This is a genomic window from Kribbella sp. NPDC031520, assembly GCF_055580825.1.
This window is the reverse complement of sequence record NZ_JBVIKS010000006.1, coordinates 18842-33665: the sequence shown is the minus strand read 5'-3', so window position 1 is coordinate 33665 and position 14824 is coordinate 18842. Positions and strand designations below refer to the sequence as shown.

The following is a 14824-nucleotide window of genomic DNA, read 5'->3' as shown; positions in this document are numbered from 1 at the left end:
CATGACCTCTCCGCTTCGGCCGAAGCGGTCCAAGGTACTGACCGGCGTGATGGTGCTGTACCTGCTCTACACGATCGTGCCGCTCGCCTGGTTGTTGCTCAGCGCAACGAAGACCCAGGACGACCTGCTGTCGACGCCGGGGCTGTGGTTCGGGAAGAGCTTCGCGTTCTTCACGAACATCAAGGACACCCTGACGTACAACGACGGGATCTTCCTGCGCTGGCTCGGCAACACCGTCCTGTACGTGGTGGTCGGCGCCGGCGGGGCGACCCTGCTCGCGACGGCGGCCGGCTACGGGTTGGCGAAGTACAAGTTCACCGGCCGGCGCGCGGTGTTCGCCGTACTGCTCGGAGCGGTCGCCGTACCGGGGACCGCGCTCGCCGTACCGACATTCCTGATGTTCTCGAACCTCGGGCTGACGAACACCGTATGGGCGATCATCATCCCGTCGCTGGTCAGTCCGTTCGGCCTGTACCTGATGTGGGTCTACTCGACCGACGCGGTACCGCCGGAGCTGCTCGAGGCGGCCCGGATCGACGGCGCCGGTGAGGTCCGGACGTTCTTCACGGTGTCGCTGCGAATGCTTGCCCCGGGCATCGTCACCACGTTGCTGTTCGCAATGGTCTCGACCTGGAACAACTACTTCCTGCCGCTGATCATGCTCAGCAAGCCGAATCTGTACCCACTCACCGTCGGGCTCACCCAGTGGAGCAACCAGGCGACCGGAGTGGGCGCCCACCCCATCTACAACCTGGTGATCACCGGATCGTTGCTGACGATCGTCCCCTTGGTGATCGCCTTCCTGCTCCTCCAGCGGTTCTGGCAGTCCGGCCTGTCCGCAGGCTCCGTCAAATAGCGTCAAACAGCTCTGAAAGGCAACAAGATGAAGGTACATCGGTGGGGCATCCGGCAGCTGGTGGTTGCCGGAGCCGCGGTCACGGCCCTCGCGGTCGTCGCCGCGTGCGGCGGCGGGTCCGGTAACTCGGGTGGGTCGAGCAGTGCGACCACGGGATCGGCTGATGCGGTCGACGCCGCGCTGAAGGCCGGCGGCGAGATCACGTACTGGAGCTGGACGCCGTCGGCGCAGGCCCAGGTCACCGCGTTCATGAAGCAGTACCCGAACGTGAAGGTGAACTACGTCAACGCCGGTACCGGCAACGACCACTACACCAAGCTGCAGAACGTCATCAAGGCCGGTTCGGGCGCGCCGGACGTCGCGCAGGTCGAGTACCAGGCGCTGCCGCAGTTCGCGCTGCCGGGTTCGCTCGTCGACCTCAACCAGTACGGGTTCTCGCAGTACGAGTCGTCGTACACGGCCTCGACCTGGGCGTCGGTGCACGCGGGCAGCGGGCTGTACGGGCTGCCGCAGGACTCCGGGCCGATGGCGCTGTTCTACAACAAGGAGGTCTTCACGAAGTACGGCATCGCCGTACCGAAGACCTGGGACGAGTTCGTCGCCGCCGGGAAGAAGCTGCACGCCGCGAACCCGAAGGCGTACATCACCAACGACTCCGGTGACGCCGGGTTCACCACCAGCATGATCTGGCAGGCCGGCGGTACGCCGTTCAAGACCGACGGCAAGAACGTCACGATCAACCTGCAGGACGACGGCACCAAGAAGTGGACCTCGACCTGGAACCAGCTGGTCCAGGGTGGCCTGGTGTCGAACATCCCGGGCTGGACCGACGAATGGTTCAAGGCGCTCGGCGACGGCACCATCGCCACCCTGCCGACCGGTGCCTGGATGCCCGGCGTGATGGAGTCCTCGGTCAAGGCCGGCGCCGGCAAGTGGGCGGTCGCGCCGATGCCGACGTACGACGGCCAGCCGGCCACCGCGGAGAACGGCGGCAGCACCGAGTCCGTCCTGAAGCAGAGCAAGAACCCGGCGCTCGCGGCGGCGTTCGTACGGTGGCTGAACCACGACGAGGGCGTCAAGCCGTTCCTCGCCAGCGGTGGTTTCCCGGCCACCACCAAGGACCTGAAGGACCCGGCGTTCGTGGACCAGGCCAGCGCGTACTTCGGTGGCCAGAAGATCAACCAGGTGCTGACCGGCGCGGCCGACACCGTGGTGAAGGGCTGGAGCTACCTGCCGTACGAGCTCTACGCGAACAGCATCTACGGCGATACGGTCGGCAAGTCGTACCAGTCGAAGTCCGACCTGAACACCGGCTTGAAGTCCTGGCAGGATGCCTTGGTGACGTACGGCAACCAGCAGGGCTTCCAAGTAAACGGCTGACCGCCCCGACCGAAACGAGATCCCGTGCCTGACTTCACGATCGGACCGTCCGACTTCCTGCTCGACGGCCGCCCGTTCCAGATCATCTCCGGTGCACTGCACTACTTCCGGGTGCACCCGGACTACTGGGCCGACCGGATCGCGAAGGCCAGGCAGATGGGGCTCAACACGATCGAGACGTACGTACCGTGGAACCTGCACAGCCCGCGGCCCGGTGAGTTCGACACCACCGGGATCCTCGACCTCGGCCGCTTCCTGCGCGAAGTGGCCGAGGCGGGGATGTACGCGATCGTCCGGCCCGGCCCGTACATCTGCGCCGAGCTGGACAACGGCGGGCTGCCGCCGTGGCTGCTGCGTACGGAAGGTCTCGGTGTTCGGCGGTTCGAGCCGCAGTACCTGGCGGCGGTGACACGCTACTTGCAGGATGTGCTGGCGATCGTACGGCCGTTGCAGATCGACCAGGGCGGGCCTGTCGTGCTCGTTCAGGTCGAGAACGAGTACGGCGCGTTCGGAGACGACCAGACGTACTTGAAGGCGCTGGCCGAGGTGATCCGGGGCGCGGGGACGACCGTACCGCTCGTCACCGTCGACCAGCCGACCGACGAGATGCTCAGCGCGGGCGGGCTGGACGGCGTACTGCGGACCGGGTCGTTCGGGTCCCGGGTCCCGGAGCGGCTGGAGACGTTGCGGAAGCACCAGCCGACCGGACCGTTGATGTGCATGGAGTTCTGGGACGGGTGGTTCGACTACTGGGGCGGGCGGCATCACACGACGTCCGCGGCGGAGGCAGCCGCCGAGCTCGACGCGTTGCTCGCGGCGGGCGCGTCGGTGAACATCTACATGTTCCACGGCGGGACGAACTTCGGGTTGACGAGCGGGGCGAACGACAAGGGCGTGTACCGGCCGACGGTGACGTCGTACGACTACGACGCGCCGCTGGACGAGGCCGGTCGTCCGACGGAGAAGTACTTCGCTTTCCGGGACGTGATCGCTCGGTACGCGCCGGTGCCTTCGTCGGTGCCGGCGGCGGCTCCTGCTGCGCCTGAGTTCAACGTTGCATTGAGTGATCCGGCCGGGTTGCTCTCGTGCCTTGCTGGTCGTTGGTCGGACCATCGGTCGGTACCGACGCTGGACGAACTCGACGCGCGGCTGGCGATCTTCCGGACCGAGCTGCGGCAGGGCGGGCCGGCGTTGCTGACCTTCGGCGAGATCCGCGACCGGGTCCAGGTGTTCCTCGACGGGGCGCCGGTCGGGATCCTGGAGCGCGAACGGCACGAGCGGTCGCTGATGCTCCCGCATACCCGCGGCCGGTTGGAGCTCGTCGTCGAGGACCAAGGGCGGGTCAACTACGGGCCGCGGATCGGCGAGGCGAAGGGCTTGATCGGTCCCGTCGTGCTCGGCACCGTCGAATTGCACGACTGGTCCGTGTGCGGCATCGATCTGGACCAGGTCCCGCGGCTGTGGCAGGCGACGCCGTCGGCCGTTGTCCCCGGTCCGACGGCTTGGCGCGCGACCTTCGAAACCGAACGGTCCGACCTGTTCCTCCGAACCGATGCCTGGGGCAAGGGTTACGCCTGGATCAACGGCTTCAGCCTCGGCCGCTACTGGCGCCGCGGTCCGCAGCAGACCCTGTACGTCCCCGCGCCACTACTCGTTGACGGTCCCAACGAACTCGTCGTACTCGAACTGGAAACCCTCGAGCCGACCGCCACCTTTGCCCCCGGCCCCTGGCTGGGCTACACCGACCTGTAGTGGAGCTGCTGGTCCTCGCCGGCGTCGTGCTGCTGGGCGCGTTCGTGCAATGGCTGACCGGCATGGGCTTCGCGCTCGTGTCGGTCCCGGCGCTGGTGATCGTACTCGGCCCAGCAGACGGCATCACCTTCGCCAACTGCGCCGCCGGCGTCGTGTGCGTACTCGGTTTGTTGCGTGGCTGGCGATACGTACGTTTGCGCGCTATGGTCCCGCTGATCCTCGCAGCCGCTTGTACTGCTCCCCTCGGCGCGTGGTTCGCCCGCGCGCTTCCCGCCCCGGTCCTGCTCCTGGTCATGGGCGCACTGGTCACGACCGCGGCCGTCGTACTCCTGATCGGCCTGAGAGTCCCCGCCCTGAAAGGCCTGACCGGCGCTCTCACAGCCGGCGCCACCGGCGGCTTCATGAACACCGCCGCCGGCCTGGGCGGCCCGCCTGTCTCCCTGTACGCGGTCAACGCCAACTGGACCATCCGCGAGTTCGTCCCCAACGCCCTGTTCTACGGCGCGCTCGTCAACATCTTCTCCCTCGTCACCCGAGGCATCCCGCCCCTCAGCGCACCCGAGTGGCTGGTCTCAACCCTCGCCCTACTCACCGGCGCCACCCTCGGCGCCCTCCTGTCGCCCCGAATCCCCAACCACACCGCCCGCCTCCTCGTCCTCCTCCTAGCCATCACCGGCGGCCTCGCCACCGCAACCAAGGGCCTCTTCAACCTGTGATCGCCGTCAAAGACCATGGGCACGCAGCCAGCGTTCGACGCTCTCCCGCTCCGCCTCGGTGAGGAAGGTCAGTCGGCGGAGTGCTTCACGGATTCGTTGGCGGGTCCAGTGGCGCGCGAGGATCGGGAGGATGTCGATCAGGAAGATGCGGGCGGTCTCCGCGCCGTACAACGCCCGAGCCGACCAGGTCAGCTCGGGCGTTCCCGGGCGGTAGGTCTGCAGGCTCACGGCTGCCAGCGTTCGGCGTTGCGAGCGCGCCGGCGTTGGCGGACGACCTCGAGGTCGTGGAACGCATCGGCGTAGATGTCGTCGTCGAAGCCGGCCCGGTCCAGGGCGTTGCGGCCCCACTGGTGAGCGCTCGCCGTCGCCAGGATCGGGACGACGTCACGGGCGATGACGCGCGCCCGGTGGTTCATCAGCGCGAGTTGTACGCGCTGGTCGTGCACCGCCTCGACGGCGACGGTTGTGACCTCGCGCGCCGCCGCGGCCAGCGCCCGTACGGTTGTCGTGATCACCGGTACCAGCGCCTTGACCGCAACCTGCCCGGCGAGGTGCCCCGGGACTTGGACAATCACGTCGCGCCCGTCGATCTTGACCAGTTCGTTGCCCACTGTTCTCTCCCAGCTCTCGAGGCTTGAAGTCAGGATCGGGGAACGACCGGCATTCGAGCGGCGAGGCTGGAAAGGTCTGTAAAACTCGCTGGCCTGAGCGGGTGACGACGCCGGAGCTCGAGCTTGGCGAAGGCCCGCCGGTCGCCAGGGCACGGGGCAGCCTGGGCCATGCGCTGAAGAAGCTGGTGCTGCGCGTCGAGCGTTCTGGGCGCAGTGTCAAGGTGGAGTCGCTGGCCGGCCGCATCAACGTATCTCAGGCCAGCCTGTACGCGTATCTCAGTGGCAAGACCTTGCCGCGCGCCCGTGCACTCGACCTCCTGCTGACCGAGCTGGACGTTTCCGGCGCCGAACGCCGCTGGTTCCATGACCTGCGCGACGACATCGCGGTCCGCTTCCCCGGGCGTCCCAGATCCGGCGCCGCCGACGCCGGACCGCCACTCATCGAGGTCGCGCTGTCCGACGGTTCGGTCGAGGTCGCGGAGATCCTCGACGGGGCAGGGCTCCCGGAGGAGGACAAGACACTCGCGGGACCGTACGTGATCGAGCAGCTCGGCGAGCACGTACACGTCGACGTACACCGGACCATGCACCGCGTCGACTGCCGGCGCCGCATCCGCGCCCTGGACGCCGGCGTACGGCGCTTCTCGTACGCCTTCGAGTGCGACCCCGGCTCCGGCCTGCGCCGGGTTGTCATCGAGTCGCAGGACGATACCACCGTCTCGAAGGTGATCCAGGTCGGGCGGAGCTCGTACGTCTTCCACTTCGACCTCCCCGAACCACTCGACGCCGACCAGACCGCCGACCTCAGCTTCTCCCTCGTCACCTGGGAGAATCCGGCAGACCAACCTGGCGACATCTACGGCAAGCGCCAGTTCGTCGCCACCGAACGCGTCGACCTCTCCCTCGAGTTCGACCCGGAGGTCGCCCCGGCCGAAGTCACCTGGTTCGTGGCGGCCTTCCCGATCGGCAACTTCCCCGACGGATTCACCTTCCCTCCGGAAAACGCCGTCACCCCCGAACCCGATGGCCGCTACCAGAGGACCTTCCTACGTACCGACCTCCCAGAAGGCCGCATCGTCGGCCTGCGATGGGACTACCAGAAGTAGGACCAGGCCGCGACTACGGCGCCGGTCAGCACGGCCAGGAGGATCGTTGCCGAGAGCAATCGCTGTCGCCGCTGCGCCCGGCCGACCTCTCGCCGGAGCTCGTCGAACTGCGCGCGACGGTTCAGATCGGCCTCGTCGTCTGCGTGGGCACGCCAGGTGGCCGCCGTACCGACGACGCCCTGGACTGCCTCGAGTTGCTGCTCGGTGAGCACCTGCCGGCGCCTCTTCAGCCAGCGCACCAGTGTCCTGGCTTCCATGACGCGTACGCCGGCCGGCGCCTCCTTGAGCTTGAATTCCGCCGAGCCCAGTACCGCGATCACAGGCTGCACCGGCACCGGCCAACCGAGCGCATCCGTGAGGACCTTCGCAACCCGCCGCGCCTCGAACTCGCTGTTGCGGATGTAGTCCTGACGCTGCCCGGCGACCAGGAACCCGCGGCCCGCCACCCAGACCCGCTGCCCCCGATGATGCTTCGTGTTGACCGTGAACACGCCGGCCTGTCCGACGATCAGGTGATCGATGTCGGCGTCGCGTACGCCGATCGGCACCGCGTGCAGCACCGTCCACCGAGGACCGAGCTTCCGCAGCATCCGGCCGACCTCGATCTCGCCGAGCGCACCGGAGTACCAACTGTTGCCCGCTTCCGTCACCGGCGATCGCCCCACCAGCCGCGCGACCGTACCGCGACTCCGCACCATCCCCGGCTGCGACAGCAGCGCATGAATCACCGCATGCCCAGGCCCACGCTCCGAGACCTCGACCCGCAAATCCCCCGACTCCATCAGTCCCCCCACAGGAAAGGTGGTCCCCCCGACCACACCCCCGATGGTGACACGCAGTAAGCCCACCGGGAAGCCCACGACTCCGAGGGGAGGGTGTTGCACAACCCGGAGAAACTCGGCGGGCTGTCACATCCGGCGCAGCTGACTCGTCCGTAAGGCACCCTACGGATCGGAGACCTCGTGCACGCCGCTTACCTGTCCACCACGCTGCTCACCGCGCTCACCGCGCTTGTCGCGCCCGCCCTCACGGTGGCCTACGACCGAGCGGGCACATCCGCTGGGGTCTGGAGACAGGCTATTGCTTATCTCCAGACCCCGGGACCTCTGCCCAGTCCGGCGGGCTGGCGGCGAGCGACGGGCGGGCGGTGACCTCTCGCCGCGCGGATGGGCGGGCGGCGGGCTGGCGCTGGGCGGGCGGTGGGGCTGGCGCCGGGTGGCGGGTGGGGGCGGGCGGCCGGACGGACGGCGGGTGGGGCCGGGTGGTGGGCTGGCGGCGGGACGTTGGGTTGGCGGCGGGTGGCGGGTGGGTCGGCCGTTCGGCGAGCGGCGTCAGCGGGTGGGTGGGCGTTTATGCTGGGGCGATCATGGGGTTGGACGGGGCGGATCAGCCGCGGTTGCGGCAGCTCAATGAGCGGGTGGTGCTGGCGGCGGTGCGGGCGGCCGGGGAGCTGCGGGTTGCGCAGATCGTGGAGCAGAGTGGGCTCGGGCGTACGGCGGTCGAAGAGGTGCTGGGCAGCCTGGTCGAGCGGCGGTGGTTGGTCGAGGAGAGCCCGGCGATTCGTGGGCGCGGGCGGCCGGCGCGGAGCTATCGGTTCCGGGCTGAGGCCGGGTACGTCGTGGGGCTCGACATCGGCGCGCACTCCGTTCGCGGAGTACTCACGGACCTCAACGGGCGGATGCTCGCGAGCACCCGGCGGACCGTCACGCCGGAGGCACCACGGACCGTACGGCTCGCAGCGGCGGACGAGGTGATCGCCGCCTGCGCGGCCGCAGCGCGCGTGCCGGTCTCGAAGGTGTGGGCTGTCGGGGCCGGTACGACGGGACTCGTAGACCCGACCGGCACCGTCGTCCGCGCCAACGCGATCCCCGACTGGGCCGGTACCAACCTCACCACCCACTTCACCACCCGCCTGGTGGTAGCCGACAACGACAGCCAGCTAGCCGCCCTCGCCGAACAACACCGAGGAACCGACGCGACCTCCGCTCCGGTGGAGGACATGGTGTTTTTGCATGCGGGGCGGCGTACTGGTCTTGCGCTGGTCTTGGACGGGAAGTTGCGGCGGGGGGCGTTCGGGGCGGCAGCTGACATGTCGGCGTTGCGTGGGGTCGCCTGGGAGGCGGCGCTCCAGTATCTGCACGACGTCGTGCCTGTTGACATTCCGATTGTTGACAAAGCCGAGCGTGCCTTCGCCGCCGCCAGGGACGGGGATCGGGCCGCCCGCACAGCCGTACGGAAGTACGCCCACGCGATGGCGGTAGCGGCGGCGACGGCGATCGCGATCGTCGACCCGCAACTCCTCGTCCTCGGCGGCGCGTTCTCCCAAGCGGCCGACGTACTGCTCGAACCCCTCCAAGCCGAGCTGGAAAAGCTCTGCCCCCGCGTCCCTGAGGTCCGCGCCTCCAACCTCGGCGCGCTGTGTGTAGCGCTCGGCGCGGCGAGTCTCGCCCTGGACGCGCTCAACGAGCGTCTGCTCTCCCCCGCCCGCGGACCCCTTCCGCAGTTGGCCGTTCGCAGTATCTGAGTTCGGCCTTTGTTCAGCAGGCCGTTGACGCCCGTCCGATCCGCAGGCTTAATAATGTCGGAAAGAGGCAATAATGCGCACGAACGCGCAACCCCCTGCCAGGAAGTAGGTTCGCTGTGAACAGTCGGATCCGCCGCCGGACGTTCCTCACCGCCACCGGAGCCCTCGCCACCGCCACGGCCGTCGGCGACGTCGCCTACGCCAGTCCGCACGCCCTCGACGACGCGCCCGAGTACGTCGACGTACAACTGCTGAACATCACCGACCTGCACGGATACCTGCAGCCGACGACGCCCAGCCAGGGCAGCGTGATCACCGGTGCCGGCGGCGTCCAGGTGACCGTCGGCGGTGTCGGGTACCTGGCCACGCACCTCAAACGGCTCCGCGAAGGCCGGACGAACTCGATCTTCTTCTCGTCCGGGGACAACTTCTCCGGCTGGCCGTTCGAGGTCGACGCGCACGCCAACGAGCCGACCGTCGAGGCGCTGAACGCGCTCGGCCTGCAGTTCAGCACCGTCGGGAACCACGAGCTCGACCACTCGGTGAGCTTCCTGGTCGACCACATGGAGCACGGTGCGCCGTACCCGGTGAACGGCCGCGACGACAACTTCGTCGACTCGACCGGCCACAAGTTCCGTGGCGCGAACTTCCGCTTCTACACGGCCAACATGGTGTACGCCGACACCGGCCGCACGATCGTCCCGCCGTACAACATCGAATGGATCGACGCCGGCAACGGCAAGAAGCTCCCGATCGCGTTCATCCACCTGACCGTGATGGGCACCGAGGTCGGGTCCACGTCGTACCAGCCGGGCCTCAAGTCGCTGTCCGACGTGGAGCAGGCCAACAAGCTCGCCGCCCAACTGAAGGCGCGCGGCGTCAACGCGATCGTCGTCAACATCCACGACGGCGGCGTCGCCGGCAACGACTACAACGCCGGTACGAACCCGTCCGGCCCGGTGTTCCAGCTGGCCGCGAACGCCTCCCCGGACATCGCCGCGATCGTCACCGGGCACTGGCACTGCCGCTTCAACATGATGGTCCCGGACCCGAACGGCGTACCCCGGCCGGTCGTCGAGGCGGGCAACCACGGCTCGCTGATCAACGAGATCAACCTGAAGCTGGACCCACGCACCGGCGCGGTGATCCGCGCGCTGACCACGTCGACGAACCACGCGAACACCCGCGACGTACCGGTCGACGAGGAGCTGCAGCACATCGCGGACTACTGGACCGCGAAGGGCCAGAAGCGGTACGCCACTCCGCTCGCGAAGATCACCGGCGACTTCACGCGTACGGCGAACGCGTCCGGCGAGAGCACGATGGGCAACCTGGCCGCGGACTTCGCGCACTGGGACGCGAACCAGCACGGCCGCGCCGACCTGGCGCTGATCTCGGCCAAACCGGTGTCCGGGTCGAACGCGCTGACCGGCGACCTGTTGTTTGCCAAGGGCACCAATGCGGCGGACGCGGACGGGACCGTGCTGTTCGGGGAGGCCTGGAACGCGTTCGGGTACGGCAACCCGATCCTGACCGTGACGCTGCCGGGGGCGCAGCTGCACGCCGCGTTCGAGGCGCAGTGGGTACCGCAGGCGAACGGGACGGTGAAGTTCGCGCCGTTCGCGGTGTCGCAGAACGTGAGCTACACGTACGACGTCACGAAACCGGTCGGCCAGCGGGTCGACGCCAAAGCAGTCCTCATCGACGGCAAACCGCTCGACCTGAACCGGAACTACCGGGTCGCCGCACTCGCGTACACGCTGATCGGCGGCGACGGTACGACGGTGTTCACCGGCTTCACCGACCCGGTCCGCAACGACCGCGACCACGAGGGCTTCATCGCCTACCTGCGGGCGCACCCGGTACTCACCCCGTCGACGCTCGACCGGGCACGCCCGGCCAGCTGACTGGAAGCGCTCCCAAGAACTGAGAGGTTCTACGAGATGGGGGCGGACGGTTGACGGGAGCGTGAGCGATCGGACACGATCGGTCAGGAAACTGGAAGCGCTCCCGGAGTGCCCGCCCCCTACTCGAAACAGGAGCAAGCGCATGAGATGGATCGTCAAGAGCCTGGTCGCGACCGGGCTCGCGCTCGCCGCCGTCGTTCCGGCCTACCAAGGCGCCGGCGCCGCCACGACCGGTAACCCGGTCCGGCTGACGAGCGGCCTCTACGTCGACCCGAACTCGAACCCGGCCGCCTGGGTCCGCAACAACCCGAACGACAGCCGGAGGACCGCGATCCAGAACTCGATCGCGTCCAAACCGATGGCCCGCTGGTTCGGCAGTTGGAGCAACCCGATCGGGACCGCGGTGGGCGACTTCACCCGCGCCGCCGACGCCGCGGACAAGCTGCCCGTACTGGTCGCGTACAACATCCCCGGCCGGGACGCGTGCGGCGGTCAGTCCGGCGGCGGCGCCGGCACGCCCGAGGCGTACCGGACCTGGATCCACGACTTCGCCGTTGCCATCGGCAACCGTCCGGCGATCGTGGTGATCGAGCCCGACGCGCTCGGCGACTTCAACTGCATGAACGCGGACCAGATCGCCGAGCGCAACGGGATGCTGAGCTACGCCGTACAGCAGTTCAAGAGCAACGCGCCGAACGCGTGGGCCTACCTCGACGGCGGCAACGCCGGGTGGGTCGCGGCCGACGTGATGGCGCAGCGGCTGCAGGGCGCGGGCCTGGCGAACGCGCACGGCTTCGCGCTGAACGTGTCGAACTACTACACCACCGCGCAGTCCGTCGACTACGGCAAGGCGGTGAACAGCCACCTGCCGACGCGGAAGCCGTTCGTCGTCGACACGAGCCGCAACGGCAACGGGGCCGGCAACGGCTGGTGCAATCCACCCGGCCGCAAGCTCGGCGTGACCGCACGGACCGGCGGCTCACAAACCGCGGAGATGCTGCTGTGGATCAAGGTGCCCGGCGACTCCGACGGTGACTGCGGGATCGGCGCGAGCATTCCGGCAGGTACGTTCAGCCCGGACCTCGCCGTACATCTGATCAACGGGAACTAGACTCGCGGACCACCAGCCGGGTCGGGAGGATCAGCGGCGAGGGGTTCTCGCCGGTGAGTACGGCGTGCAGCAGGCGGGCCATCTCCCGGCCCAGGGACCTGATGGGCTGGCTGACCGTGGTCAGCGGCGGGGTCGTGTGCCGCGCCATCGGGATGTCGTTGAAGCCGACGACCGCGACGTCGGCCGGCACCGACCGTCCGGCCGCGGCCAGGGCGCGGAGCGCACCGATCGCCATCTGGTCGGACGCGACGAAGACCGCGTCCAGATCGGGATGCGCCGACAACAGCTCCGCCATCGCCAGCCGCCCGCCGTCCTCCGAGAAGTCGCCGTGCGCGACCCGGTGCGCGTCCAGGCCCGCGACAGCGAGCGTCTCCTGGAATCCCTTGTACCGTGCGGTTCCGGCCGCCTCGTCCATCCGCCCGGTGATCGTGGCGATCCGGGTCCGGCCGGTCTCGACCAGGTGCTCGGTTGCGAGCCGGGCGCCGCCGCGGTTGTCGGCGTCGACGTAGTACCGCGGCTCGAAGTTCAGCGGGCGGCCGCCGAACACCACCGGCAGTTCCGCGTCCTCGGCGAGCCTCGCGATCGGGTCGTCGCCGTGCATCGACATCAGCATCATCCCGGCCGTGGTCCGGCTGCGGAGCAGCTTCTCCAGCCGCTGCTGCCCGCGGTTCGACGTCGCGGTGACGAGCATCAGTTCGAGGTCGGTCTCCTCGAGCACCGACAGGATGCCGACGACGACCTCCGCGACGAACTGGTCCGCGTACACGGCCGGGTCCTCCGCGGACACCGCGAGTACGACCGAACCGGACTGCCGCGACGCCAGCGCCCGCGCCGTTGCGTTGGGCACGTACCCCAGCTCGTCGATCGCTCGCTGCACGGCCGCCCGCTTCGCCGTGCTGACATGCGGCGCGTTGTTGATCACCCGGGAGGCCGCCGAACGGGACACCCCGGCACGAGCCGCGACCTCGTCCAGCGTCACCGGCCGGCTCCGTGCATCCACCCGCCGATCATCACACGAACCAGCTTCCGTACGCAGCCTTCGTAAGTGTGATCGGAGTTGCGCCTGAAATCGTCGTTTCTGGCAGGTTTGATCAGATTCCTCTTGCCGTGAGCGTGCCGCTCGGGGTGAGATTGGCAGATGACGGACACGCGACCCGCCGATACCGGCCAGTCAGGGGCGGCCGGGCAGGGGTTCTCCTACCGGCCGTTCGTCTGGCTCGCGGTCGCGACGTTCTCGATGGGCATCGACGGCTACGTGCTGGCCGGCCTGCTGCCGCAGATCGCCGGCGACCTGTCCGTCACCCCGGCGGCCGCCGGTCAGCTGATGGCAGTGTTCGCGTTCACGGCCGCGCTCGCCGGCCCGGTCCTCGGCACGCTGACGTCGCGGTGGGAGCGCCGTACGACGATTGTGCTGTCGCTGGGCGTGTTCGTACTCGGCAACGTGGTGGTCGCGGCCGCGACGAACTACCCGATCGCGCTCAGCGGCCGGGTGCTGGCGGCGCTCGGCGGCAGCCTGCTGAACGCGGCCGTCACCGGGTACGTGATCGCGCTGACGCCGGCCGAGCACCACGGCAAGGCGTTGTCGTTCGTGCTCGGCGGATGGATGACGGCGACGGCGCTCGGCGTACCGATCGGGCTGGTGATCGGCCAGTCCAGCTGGCGGTTCCCGATGATCATGGTCGCCGTAGTCGGTACGATCGCGCTGGTCGGCATCATGCTGCGGCTCCCGCGGCTGCACCTGCCCGGCGGAACACTCGTCGAACGTCTGCGCCCGCTCGGTCAGCCGCGGCTCGTCGCCGGTCTGCTCGTCACCACCGGCATCCTGTGCAGCAGCTACGCCTGCTTCACGTACGCGACGCTGATCCTCGAGCCGCACTTCCACGTCAAGTGGGCGATGATCGCGATCATGTTCGGGTACGGCGTCTCGAGCATGGCGGGCAACGCGGTGACGGGACGGCTGGTCGACATGTTCACCGCGCTGAAGGTGCTGACCGTCGTCCTGGTCGGGCTGTTCCTGAACGCCGTGCTCGGGATGGTCGCGCTGATGTTCGCGCCGGCGATGCTCGCGGCGGTGTGGGGACTCGTGTGGTTCTTCTCGGCCGGTGTCGGCAACGGCGGTGGCGCCGTACCGCAACAGGCCCGGCTGGCCTCGATGGCGCCCGGCTCCGCGGCGATCGTGATGGCGCTGAACGGCAGCGCGATCTCGCTCGGCTCGGCCCTCGGCAGCGGTCTGGGCGGCGTCGCGCTGACCGCCGGCGCCGCGCCGAACGGCCTGCTCGGCGTCTCGGCCGTCGTACTGGCGATCACCGTCACCCTGCACCTACTGGTCGCCCGTGCGTCAAAAGCTGCCGTCAGTTGAGTCAGCAGGTCGCGGCTGAGGCCGTGCGCAGTGCCTGGCGGTGCAGCGGGTCCAGGTGGTGGCGGGCGGCGGTGGTTGCGTCGGCGATCACGAGCGCGATGTCGCAGTGCAGGCCGCTCTGGCGGAGGTGATCGACGCGGACCAGCTCGGCGAGCAGCTGGGTGGTGAGCGCGTCGAGCTTCGCACGGATCACAGTGAGGTCAGGCCCGCTGGCCGGCGCCTTGTCCGGGTGCGCGGCCCAGTACGCCAGGAGGCCGCGCTGCACGACCTTGCTCGCGTCGATCTGCGCCTGGAAGAACGCCGCCGTCGAGTCCGGGTCGATGCCGAGTTGCACGGCCGACGCACGTACCGACGTCAGAATCTGCTGCTCGCGAACGGGGTCGTCAACAGGCTTCCCGCTGAAGTACTTCGACGCTGCCACGTCGTCACCGATCAGGATCCGCTGAACAACCAGCTCGGTGAGCCCGTCCAGCGTCACCTGCTCGCCAGGCACTCCCCCAAC

General features: G+C 68.7%; 14 protein-coding genes. 9 read left to right on the top strand and 5 right to left on the bottom strand.

What is annotated here, in order from left to right; genetic code table 11:
- Position 1 precedes the first annotated feature (1 nt).
- Genes ACZ5BU_RS29010 through ACZ5BU_RS28995 form a run of 4 tightly spaced genes read left to right on the top strand, consistent with a single transcriptional unit; the run spans position 2 to position 4704 of the window.
- Positions 2–856, top strand: a complete 855-nt coding sequence (locus ACZ5BU_RS29010) for a carbohydrate ABC transporter permease (protein ID WP_465703611.1) — start codon at positions 2–4, stop codon at positions 854–856.
- A 27-nt stretch (positions 857–883) separates the two neighbouring features.
- Positions 884–2236: an ABC transporter substrate-binding protein gene (locus ACZ5BU_RS29005; RefSeq protein WP_465703610.1), complete on the top strand. Its 1353-nt coding sequence runs from the start codon at positions 884–886 to the stop codon at positions 2234–2236.
- A 24-nt stretch (positions 2237–2260) separates the two neighbouring features.
- Positions 2261–3988 (top strand): glycoside hydrolase family 35 protein, encoded by a 1728-nt coding sequence (locus tag ACZ5BU_RS29000; RefSeq protein ID WP_465703609.1) that lies wholly within the window; start codon positions 2261–2263, stop codon positions 3986–3988.
- Complete coding sequence (locus ACZ5BU_RS28995) at positions 3988–4704, top strand: TSUP family transporter (protein ID WP_465703608.1); 717 nt, start codon at positions 3988–3990, stop codon at positions 4702–4704. Before ACZ5BU_RS29000 ends, ACZ5BU_RS28995 begins: the two co-directional genes overlap by 1 nt.
- A 6-nt stretch (positions 4705–4710) precedes the next feature.
- Here ACZ5BU_RS28995 and ACZ5BU_RS28990 read toward each other — a convergent pair whose 3' ends face one another.
- The gene (locus ACZ5BU_RS28990; protein ID WP_465703607.1) at positions 4711–4932 is read right to left on the bottom strand and encodes a hypothetical protein; all 222 of its coding nucleotides are present in this window, start codon (positions 4930–4932) and stop codon (positions 4711–4713) included.
- Complete coding sequence (locus tag ACZ5BU_RS28985) at positions 4929–5315, bottom strand: hypothetical protein (protein WP_465703606.1); 387 nt, start codon at positions 5313–5315, stop codon at positions 4929–4931. Before ACZ5BU_RS28985 ends, ACZ5BU_RS28990 begins: the two co-directional genes overlap by 4 nt.
- Before the next feature lie 101 nt (positions 5316–5416).
- Between ACZ5BU_RS28985 and ACZ5BU_RS28980 the strand changes: the two genes are divergently transcribed.
- Positions 5417–6421, top strand: coding sequence for a helix-turn-helix domain-containing protein (locus ACZ5BU_RS28980; protein WP_465703605.1), 1005 nt, complete (start codon positions 5417–5419; stop codon positions 6419–6421).
- Here the strand turns inward: ACZ5BU_RS28980 and ACZ5BU_RS28975 are convergent.
- Positions 6409–7203: a nuclease-related domain-containing protein gene (locus ACZ5BU_RS28975; protein ID WP_465703604.1), complete on the bottom strand. Its 795-nt coding sequence runs from the start codon at positions 7201–7203 to the stop codon at positions 6409–6411. The genes ACZ5BU_RS28980 and ACZ5BU_RS28975 overlap by 13 nt on opposite strands.
- A gap of 584 nt (positions 7204–7787) precedes the next feature.
- Here ACZ5BU_RS28975 and ACZ5BU_RS28970 point away from each other — a divergent pair.
- From ACZ5BU_RS28970 to ACZ5BU_RS28960, 3 genes are all read left to right on the top strand, one after another.
- Positions 7788–8945, top strand: a complete 1158-nt coding sequence (locus ACZ5BU_RS28970) for an ROK family protein (RefSeq protein WP_465703603.1) — start codon at positions 7788–7790, stop codon at positions 8943–8945.
- Between the two features lie 116 nt (positions 8946–9061).
- Entirely contained in the window at positions 9062–10852 is a 1791-nt protein-coding gene (locus tag ACZ5BU_RS28965; protein WP_465703602.1) for a bifunctional metallophosphatase/5'-nucleotidase, read from the top strand.
- Between the two features lie 142 nt (positions 10853–10994).
- The gene (locus ACZ5BU_RS28960; protein WP_465703601.1) at positions 10995–11963 is read left to right on the top strand and encodes a glycoside hydrolase family 6 protein; all 969 of its coding nucleotides are present in this window, start codon (positions 10995–10997) and stop codon (positions 11961–11963) included.
- Here the strand turns inward: ACZ5BU_RS28960 and ACZ5BU_RS28955 are convergent.
- On the bottom strand, positions 11950–12963 hold the full coding sequence (locus ACZ5BU_RS28955) for a LacI family DNA-binding transcriptional regulator (protein WP_465703600.1): 1014 nt from the start codon (positions 12961–12963) through the stop codon (positions 11950–11952). The genes ACZ5BU_RS28960 and ACZ5BU_RS28955 overlap by 14 nt on opposite strands.
- A 138-nt stretch (positions 12964–13101) precedes the next feature.
- Between ACZ5BU_RS28955 and ACZ5BU_RS28950 the strand changes: the two genes are divergently transcribed.
- Positions 13102–14322 (top strand): MFS transporter, encoded by a 1221-nt coding sequence (locus ACZ5BU_RS28950; protein ID WP_465703599.1) that lies wholly within the window; start codon positions 13102–13104, stop codon positions 14320–14322.
- Between the two features lies 1 nt (position 14323).
- On the opposite strand, the gene aroQ is transcribed toward ACZ5BU_RS28950, so the two are convergent.
- Entirely contained in the window at positions 14324–14815 is a 492-nt protein-coding gene (gene aroQ, locus ACZ5BU_RS28945; RefSeq protein ID WP_465703598.1) for a gamma subclass chorismate mutase AroQ, read from the bottom strand.
- Positions 14816–14824: the final 9 nt, after the last annotated feature.

Excerpts from the sequence above, each read along its gene's own strand:
- ACZ5BU_RS29005 (WP_465703610.1), top strand. The coding sequence starts at position 884 with ATGAAGGTACATCGGTGGGGCATCCGGCAGCTGGTGGTTGCCGGAGCC.
- ACZ5BU_RS28950 (WP_465703599.1), top strand. The coding sequence starts at position 13,102 with ATGACGGACACGCGACCCGCCGATACCGGCCAGTCAGGGGCGGCCGGG.
- ACZ5BU_RS28970 (WP_465703603.1), top strand. The coding sequence starts at position 7,788 with ATGGGGTTGGACGGGGCGGATCAGCCGCGGTTGCGGCAGCTCAATGAG.
- ACZ5BU_RS29010 (WP_465703611.1), top strand. The coding sequence starts at position 2 with ATGACCTCTCCGCTTCGGCCGAAGCGGTCCAAGGTACTGACCGGCGTG.
- ACZ5BU_RS28960 (WP_465703601.1), top strand. The coding sequence starts at position 10,995 with ATGAGATGGATCGTCAAGAGCCTGGTCGCGACCGGGCTCGCGCTCGCC.
- ACZ5BU_RS28975 (WP_465703604.1), bottom strand. The coding sequence starts at position 7,203 with ATGGAGTCGGGGGATTTGCGGGTCGAGGTCTCGGAGCGTGGGCCTGGG.